Below are 17,890 nucleotides of genomic sequence, written 5' to 3' on the forward strand. Positions count from 1 at the left end.
GTATGCGTGTCGTCTCTCGCGCTGTACCGCCGCTATCGCCCGGAGTCATTCGCCGAGGTCATTGGGCAGGAGCATGTCACCGACCCGCTGCAGCAGGCGCTGCGGAACAACCGGGTCAATCACGCGTACCTGTTCAGCGGTCCGCGCGGATGTGGCAAGACGACCAGCGCGCGCATCCTCGCCAGGTGCCTGAACTGCGCACAGGGGCCCACACCCACCCCCTGCGGCGAGTGCCAGTCCTGCCAGGACCTGGCCAGGAACGGCCCGGGCTCCATCGACGTCATCGAGATCGACGCGGCGTCCCACGGTGGTGTGGACGACGCCCGTGAGCTGCGGGAGAAGGCCTTCTTCGGACCGGCGAGCAGCCGGTACAAGATCTACATCATCGACGAGGCCCACATGGTCACGTCGGCCGGGTTCAACGCGCTGCTGAAGGTGGTCGAGGAGCCCCCGGAGCACCTCAAATTCATCTTCGCCACCACCGAGCCCGAGAAGGTCATCGGGACGATCCGGTCGCGGACCCACCACTACCCCTTCCGGCTCGTACCGCCCGGCACCCTGCGGGAGTACCTGGGCGAGGTGTGCGGCAAGGAGAACATCCCCGTCGAGGACGGGGTGCTACCGCTCGTCGTGCGGGCGGGGCAGGGCTCCGTGCGTGACTCCATGTCCGTCATGGACCAGCTCCTCGCCGGAGCGCGGGAGGAGGGTGTGACATACGCCATGGCCATCTCCCTCCTCGGCTACACCGACGGCTCCCTCCTCGACTCCGTCGTCGAGGCCTTCGCCACCGGTGACGGTGCCGCCGCCTTCGAGGTCGTCGACCGGATCATCGAGGGTGGCAACGACCCGCGCCGTTTCGTCGCCGACCTGCTGGAGCGGCTCCGGGATCTGGTCATCCTCGCCGCCGTTCCCGACGCCGCCGAGAAGGGGCTCATCGACGCCCCCGCCGACGTCATCGAGCGCATGCAGGCCCAGGCCGGCACCTTCGGCGCGGCCGAGCTCAGCCGCGCCGCCGACCTGGTCAACGCAGGTCTGACGGAGATGCGCGGCGCCAACTCGCCCCGCCTCCAGCTCGAACTCATCTGCGCGCGCGTGCTGCTCCCCGCGGCGTACGGCGACGAGCGCTCGGTGATGGCCCGCCTCGACCGCATCGAGCGGGGCGTGAACTTCTCGGCCGGTGGCGGCGCCCCCGCGATGGGGTACGTGCCGGGGCCGGAGGCGCACGGGGGAGCGGGAGCCGTCCCCGGCCCCTCGACGGCCGCCCTGCCGTCCCCGGGCGGCATCCCGGCCTCGGCCGCGGTGCCGCCCGGCGGCGGTCCGGCCGCGGCCCGAGCTGCGGTCCGGGCCGCGGGCGCGGGCAGCACCGGCGGCCCAGGGCCCTCCGACGCCCCGGGCAGCGGCGTGCAGGGCGGTGGCGTCCCCGGTGGAGCAGGTGCCCCCGGCGGATTCCCCGGCGCTACGGCCGACTCGGCGCCCCCCGCCCCGACCGTCCCCGCCTCGATCGCCCCCGCCGGTCCGCCCTCGGGCGCGAGCCCGGCCGCCGCTCAGGTCGGCGGCTCGGCCTCCAGCCCATCCCCCTCCGACCACCCCGGCCAGTCCCACCAGCAGCCCTCCGCCGCGGTCGCGGCCCCGGCCTCGTCCCCCGGCGCCTGGCCCACCGCCGCCCCCGCCGGCGGTGGCCGACGGCCTGGTGGCTGGCCCACCGCGACCCCGGCGGGCGGGGGGCAGCCCCAGGCCCCCGCGGCGCACCGGCCCACGGCCGCCCCGGCACCGGCCCAGCCCGCCCCCGCGGCCTCCGCGCCCGGCCCGGCCGCCTACGCCCCGCCGACCGGCGGCCTCGATCCCCGTCAGCTCTGGCCCAACATCCTTGAGGCGGTCAAGAACCGCCGCCGCTTCACCTGGATCCTGCTCAGCCAGAACGCCCAGGTGGCCGGCTTCGACGGCACCACCCTCCAACTCGGCTTCGTCAACGCCGGCGCCCGCGACAACTTCGTGAGCAGCGGCAGCGAGGAGGTGCTGCGCCAGGCGCTCTCCGAGCAGTTCAGCGTCCAGTGGAAGATCGAGGCCGTGGTCGACCCGTCGGGCGGCGGCGCGGCCCCCCCGGCGTCCGGCGGCTTCAACGGCGGCGGTGGCGGTGGCGGCGGTGGTGGTGGTTACGGCGGAGGCGGCAACGCCGGCGGCTACGGCACCGGAAACACGGGAGGCTACGGCACCGGAGGCTACGGCGCCCCCGCCCCCCAGGCCCCGCCGTCCCCCCAGCCGACGCACGCTCCGACCGACCGGCCCGCGCCGACCCCTGCGCCCGCACCGGCCCCGGCCCCGCAGCGGTCCGCGCCGGAGCCCCCGCCCGTCTCCATCGAGGACGACATCCCCGAGGACGACGACCCCGACCTCAACGAGTCGGCCCTCTCGGGCCGCGAACTGATCGTCAGGGAGCTCGGGGCGACCGTCGTGGAGGAGATCACGAACGAGTAGAGGGCCGCCGAGGGGCGAGCAAGGCGCCTCACCTTGGAGGAACCTACGACTCCGCTCCCTCCACCCCTTAGGAACCCCGCACAAAAACCCCGTTAGGCTGACCCCCGTGAAGGTCCTCGTCATCGGTAACGGCGCCCGCGAACACGCCCTGTGCCGCTCCCTGTCCCTCGACCCCGACGTCAGCGCGCTGCACTGCGCACCCGGCAACGCCGGCATCGCCGAGGTCGCCGAGCTGCACCCCGTCGACGCCCTCGACGGCGAGGCGGTGGCCACGCTCGCGCAGCGACTCGGCGTCGACCTGGTCGTCGTAGGCCCGGAGGCCCCGCTCGTCGCGGGAGTCGCCGACGCCGTGCGCGAGGTGGGCATTCCCGTCTTCGGCCCGTCCGGGGAGGCCGCGCAGCTCGAGGGCTCGAAGGCCTTCGCCAAGGACGTCATGGCCGCGGCCGGGGTACCCACTGCCCGCTCCTACGTCTGCACGACCCCCGAGGAGGTCGCCGAGGCCCTCGACGCCTTCGGCGCCCCGTACGTCGTCAAGGACGACGGTCTGGCCGCGGGCAAGGGTGTCGTCGTGACCAGCGACATCGAGACCGCGACGGCCCACGCGAACGCCTGCGAGCGGGTCGTCATCGAGGAGTTCCTCGACGGCCCCGAGGTCTCCCTCTTCGCCATCACCGACGGCGACACCGTCCTGCCGCTCCAGCCCGCCCAGGACTTCAAGCGGGCCCTCGACGGCGACGAGGGCCCGAACACCGGCGGCATGGGCGCGTACTCCCCGCTGCCCTGGGCCGACCCGAAGCTGGTGGACGAGGTCATGCAGACGGTCCTGCAGCCGACCGTCGACGAGATGCGGCGCCGGGGCACCCCCTTCTCCGGCCTGCTGTACGCCGGTCTCGCGATCACGTCCCGCGGTGTACGGGTCATCGAGTTCAACGCCCGTTTCGGCGACCCCGAGACCCAGGTCGTCCTGGCCCGCCTCAAGACCCCGCTGGCCGGTGTCCTGCTCGCCGCCGCGAGCGGCAACCTCGAGGACCTGCCGCCCCTGCGCTGGAGCGAGGACGCCGCGGTCACCGTGGTCGTCGCCTCGCACAACTATCCGGCCACCCCCCGCACCGGCGACCCGATCACCGGCCTCGACGAGGTGGCCGCGCAGGACGCCCCGCACGCGTACGTCCTGCACGCCGGCACCCGGCGGGACGGTGACGCCGTCGTCAGCGCCGGCGGCCGCGTCCTGTCGGTCACGGCGTCCGGCAAGGACCTCACCGAGGCCCGCGAGCGCGCGTACCGGGCCGTCGGCCGTATCCGACTCGACGGCTCCCAGCACCGGACGGACATCGCGGCGAAGGCGGCGTCCGGAGCCTGAGAAGCCCGGAAGCCCGTGAAGCCTGGAAGCGCGGAAGCCTGAGAAACCCAGAACCCGGGAATCCGAGAACCGGGGCGAAACCACCGCCCCCGAACAACCCGACAGGCCCCGGATCCGTCTAAGGATCCGGGGCCTGATCTTCGCTGTACGTCATCCACCTTTCCCCAAAGCCATTCCATCGAGTGACCGGGCCCGCATACGGCTGACGGGGGCCCGGGGCCCAACTAGGGTGCCGCGCAAGCGGTCCGGCACTTGGCCCACCGGCATTGCGATGTCAGTGGTGGGTGCCACAGTGGGGGAGTGAGCAACGCCAGGACAGCCCGGCATTCAGGACGGCAGCGAGGGGGTGAGGTCCGGTCATGACCGGTATCGGTGTGGAGGCGGGCGCGCAGGCCGCGCGCTCCCGGGCCCTCGCCGTGCTGCGGATCCGCAGCCGCGCGCTGGCCGTGGCGCTGCTGCCCGCGGCGGTGGCCGTGGTGCTGCTCGCCGGAGGTTCCACCGGCCATCTCATGGGCGGGTTCTGGGACAGCGCCCGGCTGGTGATGAGCGTGCTCGGGGTCGTGGTGCTGCTCGCCGCCGGGGCCGTCGCCCTGGTCGTCGCCCGTGCCCGGCCCGCCGTGAGTCCGACCGTCGCGATCGCCGAGGAGTCCGCGCCCGACCTGTACCGCATGGTGCGCGACCTCGCCGACCGGCTGGACGTCCCCGCCCCTTCCGCCATAGCGCTCACCCCGGACTGCGACAGTTGGCTGGAGGACCGCACCCACCCTGCGCACGGTCCACCCCCGCAGGAGGGCCGGGAGGACGAGATCGCGGGCGTCCGCGGCTCCCACCGCGGTGTACCGGCCGCACCGGTGCTGGTCATCGGCTCGCCGTTCCTGTGGTGGATGCGCGTCGGCGAACTGCGCGCGGTCCTCGCCCCCGTCGTCGCCGGTACGGGCCCCTCGGCCCACCCCGACATAGCGGCGGCCCGGCGTTTCGTACGGGGTCTGGACGCGGCGGTGGCCGTCGGCTCCGTCCCCGGCCGCTGTCCGCTCACCCGCGTGATGTGCGCGGGCGTCGCCTGGGTGGCCCGCCTGCTCCTGCGGAGCTGCCGGGAGCACGCCACCCAGATGGAGCGCGGGGTCGCCGCCGCGGCCGCCGAGCGTGCACAGGCTGTGGATTACGGCCTGCGGATCGTCGCGCAGGAACAGGTGGGCCTGGCGTACGCGGGCTGGGACCGCCTCCTCACCCGGGTCGCGCTTCCCGCCTGGCGGATGGGCCGCTGGCCCTCCCGTCTGGACGCGGGAGTGGTGGCCGCCCTCACCGAGTTGTCGCGCCGGGACCGTCTCGCCGAGGGCTTCGCCTCCCGGCTGGGGGAGCGCCCCGCCTGTGACCTGCTCGAAGAGCCCGGTGCGATCGACGAGGCCGCCTCCCTGCTCGCGGCCCGCCTCTTCCACGGCGGCCCCGCGGAGACCGGGCCGGACTGGTCCCCGGTGGACTGGCAGGAGTACCCGGAAGAGGTCGTGGACCGGAAGTGGCGCCTGGACGCGGCCCGCCTCCACCGAGTCCTCGACGCGCAGGGCGTCCGCCGCACCCCACAAGCCACCGCACCGGAATCCGACGCCCCCACCCTCTCCCGAGTCCTGGCCCACCTGTCCACCCCCCAGCCGACGAGCACCACCGCACAGCCCACTGCCGCGGGGGAGTCCATGGCCCCCGTCGCACAGGCCACCACCCCTGATGGGCCTGCCGCCCCGACGCCAGGGCCCTCGGCGGGCGCCGAGCATGCCGATGCGGCGTCGCAGCCCGCGGCCGCGGGCCGACCCGTCGGTTCGGCTTCGGAGCCCACGGCCGCCGACGGGCCTGCCGGTGCGGTTCCGCAGTCCACGGCGGTGGCAGCCTCTGCCGACCCGGGGCCACAGTCCGCGGCCGCCGACGGGCGTGCCGACCCGAGGTCACGCCCCACGGAGGTGGCCGGGTCCGCCGAGGCGGTGTCACAGTCCGGGGCCGTCGACGGGCCTGCCGGTGCGGCTACCCAGCCCACAGCCGTGGCAGCGTCTGCCGACGCCGACTCAGGGCCCCAGCCCGCCCCCGCCCAGCGACCTGCCGGCCCGGATACGCAGTCCACAGCGGTAGCCGGATCCGCCGACCTGACGTCACCGCCACCGCCACCGCCACCGTCGACGGCAACGGCAACGGCAACGGCAACGGCAACGGCAACAGACCAGCCCGCCCACCCGACACCCACCAGCCCGCACACTCGAGCCTCCGCCGCCGCGGACCTCGTACCGCCTCCGCCTCCCGACGACACGGTGACGGATCACGCACCGACCAGTGCGGCCGACCGCGACGCGGAACAGCACGTACCCAGCCCGCCGCAGGCACCCGCCGCCCCCGACACAGTCCCGCCCCCGCACAACGCAGCCCCCACCGCCCCCCTACCGGCGCCCCCAGCCGACGCCAAGACCGCAGACCACAACAACCCGGCCCCCGCGGACGTGGACGCCGGCGCGGCCGTGCAGAACGCCCCGGCCCCTCAAGGCCCGCCCGCCGCACTCGACGGCGACAGCGTGGACGTGGACGCCGGCGTGGCCGCGCGGAACGCCCCGGCCCCTCAAGGCCCCCCCGCCGCACCCCACGACGAAAGCCACGCCGGCCACGACAGCGACGACTGCGACCCCCACAACCACGACGCAGCCGAAACCGGAGGCGAAGCCGAAGCCCTCGCCGCGGCGCTCACCGCCGAGCTGGCCCGCGAGGAAGCCGCCGCCCCCCACTCCCGCACCGCGCCCGACGCCACCCCCTGGGACGACACCGCTCTCCCCCTCTTCCCGCTCCAGCCCCCGCGCAGCGCCCGCGAGCTCCTCACCGACCACGTCACCGCGATGGTCTGCTGCGCGGCGATCGACACCGCCGGCGCCACCCCGGGCCTGGACTGGCTCGACGGTCCGTCCCTCCTGATCAACGGCGAACGCGCCGCGGACCTCGCCCCTCGCGTCCTGAGCCTCGTGGAGGACGGCGACCCGGCCCCTCTGCGCGCGTGGCTGGTCAAGTCGGGGATACGCCCCGAGAAGCCGGTCCGCCTCGTCTGACAGAGACGGAATATCCGCTTCCACTTTCGGCCAATTCACAACGAATAGTGACAGCCTGAGTGCGGAATGTGATGTGCTGGGACCGAACGCGCACATGGCAAGGTCCTTCGCCATAGGACAGGCGCACGACACACGCGCACCCCACGCGCGACCGCACGCCCCACAGCACCACGCACCATCACGACTGAACCGTCACCACCGCACCACCACCGCACCACGCATCACCACATCACGGCACCACCGCACCGAACAGGACGAACGACGGGGGCACGAGGGAGGGGAGCGACCATGGGGCCAGGACCGGAACCAGGACCAGGACCGGAGCACATCCGCCGCTGGGAGTCCGGAGCTCTCGCGCACGCCGTCACGGACCCCTTCGGCCAGGGCCCCGTCCCCTGGCTGCGCGGCAGTGAGACGTACTTCGACGACACCGGCCAGGTGGTCCCCTGGTACGTCGAGACGGACCCGGCGCACACCCCGAACACGAACACGCCCCGTGTCCCCGCCCCCCGCACCGCCCCCACGGGCGGCGGCCCTCGCTCCGCCGACGACGTCCGTCGCCAGATCAAGGGCTTCACCTCGACCGGCGCGGTCGCCCCCGGCGAGGCCGTCGACTTCCACATCACCGTCGACCCGCCGCAGGAGTTCGGCGTCGACGTCTACCGCATCGGCCACTACGGCGGCGACGGAGCGGCGAAGATCACCACCAGCCCCCGTCTCTCCGGCATCGTCCAGCCCCCGCCGCTGACCGCCGACCGCACGGTCTCCTGCCACCACTGGTGGCTGTCGTGGCGGCTCCAGATCCCGTCGTACTGGAGCATCGGGGCATACGTGGCCGTCCTCACCACCGCCGACGGCTACCGCTCCCACATCCCGTTCACCGTCCGCGACAACCACCCCGCGGACTTACTGCTCCTGCTGCCCGACGTGACGTGGCAGGCGTACAACCTCTACCCGGAGGACGGCCGCACCGGCGCCAGTCTCTACCACGCCTGGGACGAACAGGGCCGGCTCCTCGGCGAGGCCGACGCCGCGACCACGGTCTCCTTCGACCGGCCGTACGCGGGCGCGGGCCTGCCCCTGCACGTCGGCCACGCCTACGACTTCATCCGCTTCGCCGAGCGCTACGGCTACGACCTCGCCTACGCCGACGCCCGCGACCTGCACGCCGGCCACCTCGACCCCACCCGCTACCGGGGCCTGGTCTTCCCCGGCCACGACGAGTACTGGTCGACCGCCATGCGCCGCACGGTCGAGCGCGCCCGGGACAGCGGCACCTCCCTGGTCTTCCTGTCGGCCAACACCATGTACTGGCAGGTCGAGTTGGGCCCCTCCCCGTCCGGTGTCCCCGACCGCCTGCTCACCTGCCGAAAACGCAAGGGGCCGGGAAAACCGGCGCTCTGGCGCGAGGTCGACCGCCCCGAACAGCAGGTGGTCGGCATCCAGTACGCGGGACGGGTGCCCGAGCCCCACCCCCTGATCGTCCGCAACGCCGAGCACTGGCTGTGGGACGCGACCGGCGCGCACGAGGGCGACGAGATCGCCGGCCTGGTCGCGGGCGAGGCCGACCGCTACTTCCCGCGCGCCCCGCTGCCCGACCACGACGACCGCATCCTGCTCGCCCACTCGCCGTACGCCGACAGCGAGGGCGCCCTCCGCCACCAGGAGACGTCCCTCTACCGCGCCCCCTCCGGTGCCCTGGTCTTCGCCGCCGGCACCTTCGCCTGGTCCCCGGCACTGGACCGCCCGGGCCATGTCGACGCCCGTGTCCAGCGCGCCACCGCCAACCTCCTGGACCGCATCTGCAAGCGTGACTGAGCCCGGGCGGAGCACCCGCCCAAGGACCGAGCGGGCACCCGCCCAAGGCCCCAGCACACCCCAAGTCCAAGGTCAGCCGCCTGTACGGGACAATCGACCCGTTGGACATAGCCACGGGGAGGAACCGTGTCCGGATTCGTAGAAAAGCCCGAGCCGCTCCAGGTTCCGGGCCTGGTGCACCTGCACACCGGCAAGGTGCGCGAGCTGTACCAGAACGAGGCGGGCGACCTCGTGATGGTCGCCAGTGACCGTATCTCCGCCTTCGACTGGGTGCTGCCGACGGAGATCCCCGACAAGGGCCGCGTCCTCACCCAGTTGTCGCTGTGGTGGTTCGACCAGATCGCCGACCTGCTGCCGAACCACGTCCTGAGCACGGAGGTGCCGGAGGGCGCCCCCGCCGACTGGGCCGGCCGCACCCTGGTCTGCAAGTCGCTCCAGATGGTCCCGGTGGAGGCCGTCGCCCGTGGCTATCTCACCGGCTCCGGACTGCTGGAGTACAACGAGTCCCGCACGGTTTGCGGCCTCGCCCTGCCCGAGGGCCTGGTCGACGGCAGCGAGCTGCCCGCCCCGATCTTCACCCCGGCCACCAAGGCCGCCGTCGGCGAGCACGACGAGAACGTCTCCTACGAGGAGGTCGCGCGCCAGGTCGGCGCCGACACCGCCGCCCAGCTGCGCCAGGCGACCCTCGCCGTCTACAGCCGCGGCCGGGACATCGCCCGGGACCGCGGGATCATCCTGGCGGACACCAAGTTCGAGTTCGGCTTCGACGGGGACACCCTCGTCATCGCGGACGAGGTCCTCACCCCGGACTCCTCCCGCTTCTGGCCGGCCGACCAGTGGGAGCCGGGGCACCCGCAGCCGTCGTACGACAAGCAGTTCGTGCGCGACTGGCTGACCTCGGTGGAGTCCGGCTGGGACCGGAAGAGCGAGCAGCCTCCGCCGCCGCTGCCGCAGCAGGTGGTGGACCGCACCCGCGCCAAGTACATCGAGGCGTACGAGCGTCTGACCGGGACGAGCTGGTCGTAACGGAAAAGCCCCCCGGTGAACCGGGGGGCTTTTCCTCAACAGAGCGAACGACGAGGTTCGAACTCGCGACCTCAACCTTGGCAAGGTTGCGCTCTACCAACTGAGCTACGTTCGCATGCGCCGTGGCGCGAGAACCACTATACCCAACCTCGCTCCCGCGCGAACCGCACGGCCGCGTGACGGTTCTCGGCCCCGAGCTTGGAGACGGCCGACGACAGGTAGTTCCGTACGGTCCCCTGAGACAGCGCGGCCCGTTCCGCGATCTCCGCGACGGGCGCCCCGTCGGCGGCGAGTTCCAGCACCTCGGCCTCCCGGGCGGTCAGCGGCGAGTCCCCGGCGGAGATCGCGTCGGCGGCCAACTCGGGGTCGACGTAACGGTTTCCGGCGTGCACCGTGCGGATGATCTCCGCGAGCCGCTGCGCGCTCACGGTCTTCGGCACGAACCCCCGCACCCCGGCCTCCAGGGCCCGCTTGAGATGCCCCGGCCGCCCGTGACTGGTGACGATCAGCACCTTGCACGAGGGCAGCTCGGTCCGCAGGAGTGTGGCGACCTTCACACCGTCCGCGCCGGGCATCCGCAGATCCAGTACGGCGACGTCGGGCGCGTGCGCCCGGGCCATCGCCAGCGCCTCGGGCCCGGTGGCCGCCTCCGCGACGATCGCCAGGTCGTCCTCCAGCGAGAGGAGCGCGGCGAGCGCGCCCCGGATCAGATGCTCGTCGTCGGCGAGCAGCACCCGCACGGTCACGGTCACGAAACCCCCTCCAGCGCCACCAACGGCACCTTGGCCACCAGCCGGAACACGCCGTCCGGCGCCGGCCCCGCCTCCAGCGTCCCGGCCACCGCCGCGAGCCGCTCCCGCAGCCCGACGAGCCCGGACCCGCCGCTGCCCGGCGACCGCGACACCCCGTCGTTCTCCACGGTCAGCACCACCCGCTCCCCCTCTCTTCGCAGAGCCACCACACACCGTTGGGCGTCCCCGTGACGCAGCACGTTCGTGGTGGCCTCCCGGACCACCCAGCCGAGCGCCGACTGCACCTCGGCGGGCAGCCCGCCCGTATCCCCGGTGATCTCGCAGTCGATACCGGCCGCGGTCAACACCCCTCGTGCTCCGGTGAGTTCGATCCCGAGATCGGCCTCCCGGTATCCCCGTACGACGTCCCGCACCTCGCGCTGTGTCTCGTGCGCGATCCGCTGCACCTCGGTCATCTGGTCCACGGCCTCCTCGCGTCCCCGGCGGGCGAGCTGGACGGCCAGTTCGCTCTTGAGCGCGATCACCGCCAGGTTCCGCCCGACGACGTCGTGCAGGTCCCGCCCGAACCGCAGCCGTTCCTCGGCGACGGCGAGCCGGGCGCGGGTCTCGCGGGCCGTGTCGAGTTCGTAGACGGCGTTCAGGAGCCAGACGGAGAAGACGGAGGTGAAGGCGAGGAAGCCGGCGGCGACCAGCACCACGATCCCGGTGACCAGGGACTCCGGGACGGCGTACCCCAGGGGGAAGCCGCCGAGCGCGGCGCCCGCGGCGAAGCCGCCCACGAGCGCCAGCACGCGCCGGCGCCTGCGGACACCGAGCGCCCCGATGCCGGCCGCGAAGGTCAGCACGCCCACGAAGACCGCGCCCACGGCCTTGTCGACCCCGTCGGCGTCCGGACCCCGCTCCGCCATCGCGATCACCGCGGCGGCGATGACGACGCTGACCGCCCCGAGCACCCACAGCGTCCGCACCGGCTGCTCGCGCCGCCCACGTGTCCAGTCGAGCGCCCGCGAAGCGGTCACCGCGCACACCACGGCATGCGCGCACACCAGCAGCAGCAGCCAGACCGCGAGCCGGCCCGTCACCTGGCCGAAGACCGGCAGTCCGACCGACGCGACGTAGATCACCGCGAAGAAGTGGAACGACCACCGCGTGTACGTCTCGACCTTCGCCGGCGTGCTCTTGCGCCGCCACCAGCCCCCTGCCTCGCGCATGCTCTCCCCGTACGTCAGCGCCTCGGCTCCCACCGGAACCACCGCTGTACAGCAAACACGGCCAGCACCGTCCAGGCCACCGCCGTGGCGAGGGCGCCCAGGGCCTCGTAGGCCGAGAGCGTGCCCGCCCAGCCGCCGCGGACCAGGGTGAGCACGGGGGACAGGGGCAGGAGCTCGCACACCGACGCGAAGGTGTCGGGCAGCAGCTCCAGGGGTACGGCGACGCCCGAGAGGACCATCGAGAGCATCACGAAGGGCAGCGTGGTGACCTGCGCGCTCTCCACGGTCCGGGTCACGGCCGACGTCACGGCCGCGAGCGCCGCGCACATCACGAGCCCCAACAGCAGCCCCAGGACGGCGAGATGGGGGGCGCGCGGTGCGGGCACGTCGAGCAGGGCCGTGCTCGCGACCACCAGCACCAGGGACTGCGTGAGCCCGGTCGCGCCGATCGGCAGCGCGGTCCCGCAGAGGATCTCGACGTCCCGCAGCTCCCCGGTGCGCAGCCGCTTCAGCACCAGTTCCTCGCGCCGGGCGGTGTAGATCCCGACGAGGGCGCTGTACACGCCGAACAGCAGGGCGAAGCCGACCGCGGCCGGCAGCAGCACCAGGCCGACACTCAGCCCGGCCTCCTGGACGTCCATGTCGTCCACGACGGGCCGCAGGCTGAACGGCAGCGCGAGCGGCACCAGGACGGCCGCGACCAGGGTGGCCTTGCTCCGTCCGAGCAGCGTGAACTCGGCGCGGGCGAGGGCGCCCAGTCTGCTCGCGGGAGTGGTGACGGTGCTCATGCCGAGATCTCCTCACGTGCCGCGATCCCCAGGAAGGCCTCCTCCAGCGAGGCGGACCGCACATCCAGCCGCCGCAGTTCGACCCCGGCCCGCTCGGCCCACACCAGCAGCCCGGTGGCCGCCCGCTGCAACTCCCGCGTCCGCAGCCGTACGACGTTCCCGTCGAGCTCGTGCCCGGACACCCCCAGCTCGCCGAGCGGCGGCAGATCGCCCACGAAGTAGCCGTCCGGCAGTTCGAACGAAATCCGTGCCGGCTGGGCGGCGGTCACCTCGGCCGGTGTCCCCGTGGCCGCGATCCGCCCCTCGTGGAGGATCGCCAGCCGTCCGGCGAGATCCTCGGCCTCCTCCAGGTAGTGCGTGGTGAGCAGTACGGTCGTCCCCCGGTCGCGCAGTGCCCGCACCAACTCCCAGGTGTCCCGGCGTCCTTCGGCGTCGAGTCCGGTCGTCGGCTCGTCCAGGAACAGCACCTCGGGGTCGCCGAGCAGCGCGAGCGCCAGGTCGAGGCGCCGCCGCTCGCCCCCGGACAACTGCTTGACCCGTACGCCGGTCCGCCGGGAGAGCCCGACGAGCTCCAGCACCTCCAGCGGCGGCCGGGCCCCGCTGACGCAGCCGGCCCACATCCGCGCGGTCTCCTCGACGGTCAGCTCGGAGGGGAAGCCGCCCTCCTGGAGCATCACCCCGGTGCGTGGGCGCAGGGCGGCCCGCTCGGTGTACGGATCGTGTCCGAGGACGCGGATCCGTCCGTCGCTCGGCCGGGCGAGTCCCTCCAGCAGTTCGACGGTGGAGGTCTTGCCGGCGCCGTTGGTGCCGAGCAGGGCGAAGACCTCTCCGCGCCGCACGGAGAAACTGATTCCGCGCACGGCCTCGAACCCGCCCCCGTACACACGCCGGAGGTCGGTGACCTCAATCACGTGTTCGTGTTCGTCGGTGTTCATGAAGCCAGCGTCCCGGCGGACCGGATGCGACAGCAGTGCGCGCTGTCACCACTCCGTATGACAAATGTCAGATGACCGGTGGATCACTGGGACGGCATGAAAAAGCCCCCCGGCAGAAACCGGAGGGCTTGATTCAGAGCGGACGACGAGGCTCGAACTCGCGACCTCAACCTTGGCAAGGTTGCGCTCTACCAACTGAGCTACGTCCGCATTGCATCCGACCGGCTCTCACCGATCGGCGCGAGCACCAGCCTACCTGATCCACAAGGGACCGGGACCGGCGGTGCAGAGCGGGTGACAGGAATTGCACACTGCGCCTTCCCCCTGGAAGGGGGATGTTCTACTACTGAACTACACCCGCGTGTACTCCGTGAGCTGGGCCTTTCGGCCTCGCCCCTCGGCGTGCTCCAGACTCTAGCTGACCAGGTGGGGTGCAACGCAAGTCGGTTGTGCCGAGGGGCGGGTGACCCGGCGTCGACAGGCTCCTACTGGGCCTCGGTGAACGCCTCGTAGACCTTCTTCGGGATGCGTCCACGGGCGGGGACGTCCATCTTGTTGGCCTGGGCCCAGGCCCGGACCGCCGCCGGGTCGGGAGCGACCTCGGTCTGCTTGTACGCCTTGCCCGACCTGGACCGCTTGCGGCCGGCCTCCACGTACGGCTCGAGCGCCTTACGCAGTTTCTCGGCATTGGCTTGATTCAGGTCGATCTCGTACGACTTGCCGTCGAGTCCGAAGGCGATCGTTTCCGCCGCTTCCGAGCCGTCGATGTCGTCAAAGAGAGTGACCACGACCTTCTGCGCCACGAATATCGGTCCCTTCGTACGGCACGTTGCCAATTCATTTGTACAGTGCCCGACAATGCATTGTGAAGCTCGACTAAATCCTTCCGCGTGTCCAAAATCAAGAGGGAGCGGAAGCGACTTCGATTGAGGGTGGTGGTGGGAGACGGGTGGGCGCAATAGGTATCGGGTGTCGATCTGGGATCTTTCCCGGAAATTTTCGCGACCGGCCACGTCGGCGATGCTCAGTGATGGCCGTCACGTAGATTCCTACAACTCAACGCGCGTAGAAATTTTGTGCGGGTAGTCTGAAGGAACCTGCTCAGCACCACACCACCGGGAGTGCCAGTGGCACGCGTCGTAGTCGACGTCATGCTCAAGCCGGAGATCCTCGACCCCCAGGGCCAGGCGGTCCAGCGCGCACTGCCGCGACTGGGTTTCGAAGGCATCTCCGACGTACGTCAGGGAAAGCGATTCGAACTGGAAGTTGACGGACCGGTCGACGAGGCCGCGCTCGCCCGCATCCACGATCTTGCGGAATCCTTCCTCGCCAACACCGTGATCGAGGACTTCACCGTCAAGGTGGAGGAAGTCGCGGAGGCCGTGAAGTGACCGCTCGTATTGGCGTCGTCACTTTCCCCGGCAGCCTCGACGACCGTGACACCCAGCGCGCGATCCGCCTCGCGGGCGCCGAGCCGGTCGCCCTCTGGCACAAGGACAAGGACCTCCACCAGGTCGACGCGGTCGTCCTCCCGGGCGGTTTCTCCTACGGCGACTATCTGCGGGCCGGTGCCATCTCCCGCTTCTCGCCGGTGATGGAGACGGTCATCGAGCAGGCCAGGGCAGGACTTCCGGTCCTCGGTATCTGCAACGGCTTCCAGATCCTCACCGAGGCCCACCTCCTCCCGGGCGGGATGCTCGGCAACGACCACCTCCACTTCATCTGCCGCGACCAGAAGCTGCGGGTGGAGAACGCGGACACCGCCTGGACCGTCGACTACACGTCCGGCCAGGAGATCCACATCCCGCTGAAGAACATGGACGGCCGGTACGTCGCCGACGAGTACACGCTGGACAAGCTGGAGGCCGAGGGGCGGGTCGTCTTCCGTTACCTCGACTTCAACCCCAACGGCTCGCTCCGCGACATCGCCGGCATCACCAACGAGGCCGGGAACGTCGTAGGCCTCATGCCGCACCCGGAGCACGCCACCGAGCCGCTGATCGGTACGGGCCGTACCGACGGCCTGCCGTTCTTCACCTCGATCCTCAAGAAGCTGGTCAACGCATGAGCCGGACGCCTCTGGACACGGTCGAGCACGCGGCCGCGACCCCCGACGTCGAGCTGCCCTGGGCCGAACTGGGCCTGAAGAAGGACGAGTACGAGAGGGTCGTCGAGATCCTCGGGCGCCGGCCCACCGGTGCCGAGCTCGCCATGTACTCGGTCATGTGGTCCGAGCACTGCTCGTACAAGTCGTCGAAGGTGCACCTGCGCCAGTTCGGCGAGAAGGCCCCGCAGTCCGACGCGCTGCTCGTCGGCATCGGTGAGAACGCGGGCGTGGTGGACGTCGGCCAGGGCTACGCGGTCACCTTCAAGGTCGAGTCGCACAACCACCCCTCCTATGTCGAGCCCTACCAGGGCGCGGCCACCGGCGTGGGCGGCATCGTCCGCGACATCATCGCGATGGGTGCCAGGCCGGTCGCCGTGGTCGACCCGCTGCGCTTCGGCGCGGCCGACCACCCGGACACCAAGCGCGTTCTGCCGGGCGTGGTCGCGGGCATCGGCGGCTACGGCAACTGCCTCGGGCTCCCCAACATCGGCGGCGAGGTCGTCTTCGACGCCTGCTACCAGGGCAACCCGCTGGTCAACGCCGGTGCCATCGGTGTGATGCGGCACGAGGACATCCACCTCGCGAAGGCGTCCGGCGCGGGCAACAAGGTCATCCTCTACGGGGCCCGGACCGGCGGCGACGGCATCGGCGGCGCCTCGATCCTGGCGAGCGAGACCTTCGACGACGCGAAGCCCTCCAAGCGCCCGGCCGTCCAGGTCGGCGACCCCTTCCAGGAGAAGCTCCTCATCGAGTGCACCCTGGAGGCCTTCAAGGAGAAGCTGGTCGTCGGCATCCAGGACCTCGGCGCGGCCGGTCTGTCCTGCGCCACCTCCGAGCTCGCCTCGAACGGCTCCGGCGGCATGCGCGTCACCCTCGACGACGTCCCGCTCCGCGACTCGACCCTCTCGCCCGAGGAAATCCTCATGAGCGAGTCCCAGGAGCGCATGTGCGCGGTCGTGGAGCCGGAGAAGGTCGACCGGTTCCTGGAGATCTGCGACAAGTGGGACGTCATCGCCACGGTGATCGGTGAGGTCACCGACGGCGACCGGCTGGAGATCTACTGGCACGGCGGCAAGATCGTCGACGTCGACCCGCGCACGGTCGCGCACGACGGCCCGGTCTACGAGCGCCCCTACGCCCGCCCGTCCTGGCAGGACGAGCTCCAGGCCGACGACGCGAACAAGCTGCCCCGGCCGACGACTTCGGCGGAGCTCCGGGACCAGGTCCTGAAGCTCGTGTCGTCCCCCAACCAGGCCTCCAAGAAGTGGATCACCTCGCAGTACGACCACTTCGTGCAGGGCAACACGGTGCTGGCCCAGCCGGAGGACTCCGGCATGATCCGCATCGACGAGTCGACCGGCCTGGGCGTGGCCATCGCGACGGACGGCAACGGCCGTTACGCGAAGCTCGACCCGTACGCGGGCGCGCAGTTGGCGCTCTCGGAGGCCTACCGGAACGTGGCGACGACCGGTGCCAAGCCGCTCGCCGTCTCCGACTGCCTGAACTTCGGTTCGCCCGAAGACCCGGCGGTGATGTGGCAGTTCGCCGAGGCCATCCGCGGACTGGCCGACGCCTGCCAGCAGTTGGGCACGCCGGTCACGGGCGGCAACGTCTCCCTGTACAACCAGACGGGCGAGGTGGCCATCCACCCGACGCCGGTCGTGGCCGTGCTGGGCGTCATCGACGACGTGGCACGCCGTACGCCGGTCGCCTTCCAGGAGGAGGGCCAGCTCCTGTACCTCCTCGGCGACACCCGTGAGGAGTTCGGCGGCTCGGCCTGGTCCCAGGTCGTCCACGACCACCTCGGCGGTCTGCCGCCCAAGGTCGACCTGGAGCGCGAGCGCCTGCTCGCCGAGATCCTGATCTCCGCCTCCCGGGACGGCATGATCGACTCCGCGCACGACCTCTCCGACGGCGGCCTGATCCAGGCGGTCGTGGAGTCGGCCCTGCTCGGAGGCAAGGGCGCCCGCCTGATCGTCCCGGACGGTCTGGACGCGTTCACCCTGCTCTTCTCGGAGTCGGCCGGCCGCGCGGTCGTGGCCGTCCCCCGCTCCGAGGAGCTCCGCTTCAACGACATGTGCGGTGCTCGGGGTCTGCCCGTCACCCGCATCGGTGTCGTCGACGGCGACTCGGTCGAGCTCCAGGGCGAGTTCGAACTGTCCCTCGACGAGCTGCGCACGGCTCACGAGGAGACGATCCCGGCCCTGCTGAAGTAGCCGGTAACCGTACGACCAGGAAGGCCCCGCCCGTCACCGTGACGGACGGGGCCTTCGCCATGCCGCAGGGCGGGGGCGGGCGGTTACGCACGCAAGGCAGCCTTGGGCTTCCCCGCGCCACCGAAGCCGCG

General features: G+C 71.9%; 13 protein-coding genes and 3 tRNA genes. 8 read left to right on the forward strand and 8 right to left on the reverse strand.

Features of this window, described 5'->3' with window-relative positions; all coding sequences use genetic code 11:
• Positions 1 to 6: 6 nt before the first annotated feature.
• The 5 genes from ABZ098_RS38900 (at position 7) to ABZ098_RS38920 (ending at position 9,750) form a co-directional block, all read left to right on the forward strand.
• Positions 7 to 2,475 carry a DNA polymerase III subunit gamma and tau gene (locus tag ABZ098_RS38900; protein ID WP_356598691.1) on the forward strand — a complete coding sequence of 823 codons (2,469 nt, stop codon included), beginning with the start codon at positions 7 to 9 and terminating at the stop codon, positions 2,473 to 2,475.
• Between the two features lie 106 nt (positions 2,476 to 2,581).
• Positions 2,582 to 3,835, forward strand: a complete 1,254-nt coding sequence (purD, locus tag ABZ098_RS38905; RefSeq protein ID WP_356598693.1) for a phosphoribosylamine--glycine ligase — start codon at positions 2,582 to 2,584, stop codon at positions 3,833 to 3,835.
• A gap of 359 nt (positions 3,836 to 4,194) precedes the next feature.
• Positions 4,195 to 6,906, forward strand: a complete 2,712-nt coding sequence (locus ABZ098_RS38910) for a hypothetical protein (RefSeq protein WP_356598695.1) — start codon at positions 4,195 to 4,197, stop codon at positions 6,904 to 6,906.
• 288 nt (positions 6,907 to 7,194) lie between these two features.
• The gene (locus ABZ098_RS38915; protein ID WP_356598696.1) at positions 7,195 to 8,724 is read left to right on the forward strand and encodes a N,N-dimethylformamidase beta subunit family domain-containing protein; all 1,530 of its coding nucleotides are present in this window, start codon (positions 7,195 to 7,197) and stop codon (positions 8,722 to 8,724) included.
• 126 nt (positions 8,725 to 8,850) lie between these two features.
• Positions 8,851 to 9,750, forward strand: a complete 900-nt coding sequence (locus tag ABZ098_RS38920; protein ID WP_356598698.1) for a phosphoribosylaminoimidazolesuccinocarboxamide synthase — start codon at positions 8,851 to 8,853, stop codon at positions 9,748 to 9,750.
• Between the two features lie 42 nt (positions 9,751 to 9,792).
• On the opposite strand, the gene ABZ098_RS38925 is transcribed toward ABZ098_RS38920, so the two are convergent.
• The 8 genes from ABZ098_RS38925 to ABZ098_RS38960 all read right to left on the reverse strand — a co-directional run bounded on the left by ABZ098_RS38925 (position 9,793) and on the right by ABZ098_RS38960 (position 14,239).
• Positions 9,793 to 9,865, reverse strand: a tRNA-Gly gene (locus ABZ098_RS38925).
• A gap of 22 nt (positions 9,866 to 9,887) precedes the next feature.
• Positions 9,888 to 10,496: a response regulator transcription factor gene (locus tag ABZ098_RS38930; protein WP_356598775.1), complete on the reverse strand. Its 609-nt coding sequence runs from the start codon at positions 10,494 to 10,496 to the stop codon at positions 9,888 to 9,890.
• Positions 10,497 to 10,498: 2 nt separating this feature from the next.
• Positions 10,499 to 11,713 (reverse strand): histidine kinase, encoded by a 1,215-nt coding sequence (locus ABZ098_RS38935; protein WP_356598700.1) that lies wholly within the window; start codon positions 11,711 to 11,713, stop codon positions 10,499 to 10,501.
• Positions 11,714 to 11,727: 14 nt separating this feature from the next.
• Positions 11,728 to 12,501 carry an ABC transporter permease gene (locus ABZ098_RS38940; RefSeq protein ID WP_356598702.1) on the reverse strand — a complete coding sequence of 258 codons (774 nt, stop codon included), beginning with the start codon at positions 12,499 to 12,501 and terminating at the stop codon, positions 11,728 to 11,730.
• Positions 12,498 to 13,436, reverse strand: coding sequence for an ABC transporter ATP-binding protein (locus tag ABZ098_RS38945; RefSeq protein ID WP_356598704.1), 939 nt, complete (start codon positions 13,434 to 13,436; stop codon positions 12,498 to 12,500). Before ABZ098_RS38945 ends, ABZ098_RS38940 begins: the two co-directional genes overlap by 4 nt.
• Before the next feature lie 137 nt (positions 13,437 to 13,573).
• Positions 13,574 to 13,646: transfer RNA gene (locus ABZ098_RS38950), tRNA-Gly, on the reverse strand.
• 79 nt (positions 13,647 to 13,725) lie between these two features.
• Positions 13,726 to 13,797, reverse strand: a tRNA-Gly gene (locus tag ABZ098_RS38955).
• A 124-nt stretch (positions 13,798 to 13,921) separates the two neighbouring features.
• Entirely contained in the window at positions 13,922 to 14,239 is a 318-nt protein-coding gene (locus ABZ098_RS38960; protein ID WP_356598706.1) for an Lsr2 family protein, read from the reverse strand.
• Positions 14,240 to 14,563: 324 nt separating this feature from the next.
• Between ABZ098_RS38960 and purS the strand changes: the two genes are divergently transcribed.
• Genes purS through purL form a run of 3 tightly spaced genes read left to right on the forward strand, consistent with a single transcriptional unit; the run spans position 14,564 to position 17,759 of the window.
• Positions 14,564 to 14,827, forward strand: a complete 264-nt coding sequence (gene purS / locus ABZ098_RS38965) for a phosphoribosylformylglycinamidine synthase subunit PurS (RefSeq protein WP_003999970.1) — start codon at positions 14,564 to 14,566, stop codon at positions 14,825 to 14,827.
• Positions 14,824 to 15,504, forward strand: a complete 681-nt coding sequence (gene purQ / locus ABZ098_RS38970; protein WP_037722174.1) for a phosphoribosylformylglycinamidine synthase subunit PurQ — start codon at positions 14,824 to 14,826, stop codon at positions 15,502 to 15,504. The genes purS and purQ overlap by 4 nt, the downstream gene beginning before the upstream one ends.
• Positions 15,501 to 17,759 (forward strand): phosphoribosylformylglycinamidine synthase subunit PurL, encoded by a 2,259-nt coding sequence (gene purL / locus ABZ098_RS38975; protein WP_356598708.1) that lies wholly within the window; start codon positions 15,501 to 15,503, stop codon positions 17,757 to 17,759. The genes purQ and purL overlap by 4 nt, the downstream gene beginning before the upstream one ends.
• The last annotated feature ends 131 nt before the right edge of the window (positions 17,760 to 17,890 follow it).

Source organism: Streptomyces sp. NPDC006335 (genome assembly GCF_040612795.1).
Lineage (GTDB): Bacteria > Actinomycetota > Actinomycetes > Streptomycetales > Streptomycetaceae > Streptomyces.

What these genes read in the sequence shown, in the direction of transcription:
- ABZ098_RS38910 (WP_356598695.1), top strand. Translation starts at nt 4,195, where the DNA reads ATGACCGGTATCGGTGTGGAGGCGGGCGCGCAGGCCGCGCGCTCCCGG.
- ABZ098_RS38915 (WP_356598696.1), top strand. Translation starts at nt 7,195, where the DNA reads ATGGGGCCAGGACCGGAACCAGGACCAGGACCGGAGCACATCCGCCGC.
- ABZ098_RS38935 (WP_356598700.1), bottom strand. Translation starts at nt 11,713, where the DNA reads ATGCGCGAGGCAGGGGGCTGGTGGCGGCGCAAGAGCACGCCGGCGAAG.
- ABZ098_RS38940 (WP_356598702.1), bottom strand. Translation starts at nt 12,501, where the DNA reads ATGAGCACCGTCACCACTCCCGCGAGCAGACTGGGCGCCCTCGCCCGC.
- ABZ098_RS38945 (WP_356598704.1), bottom strand. Translation starts at nt 13,436, where the DNA reads ATGAACACCGACGAACACGAACACGTGATTGAGGTCACCGACCTCCGG.
- purL (WP_356598708.1), top strand. Translation starts at nt 15,501, where the DNA reads ATGAGCCGGACGCCTCTGGACACGGTCGAGCACGCGGCCGCGACCCCC.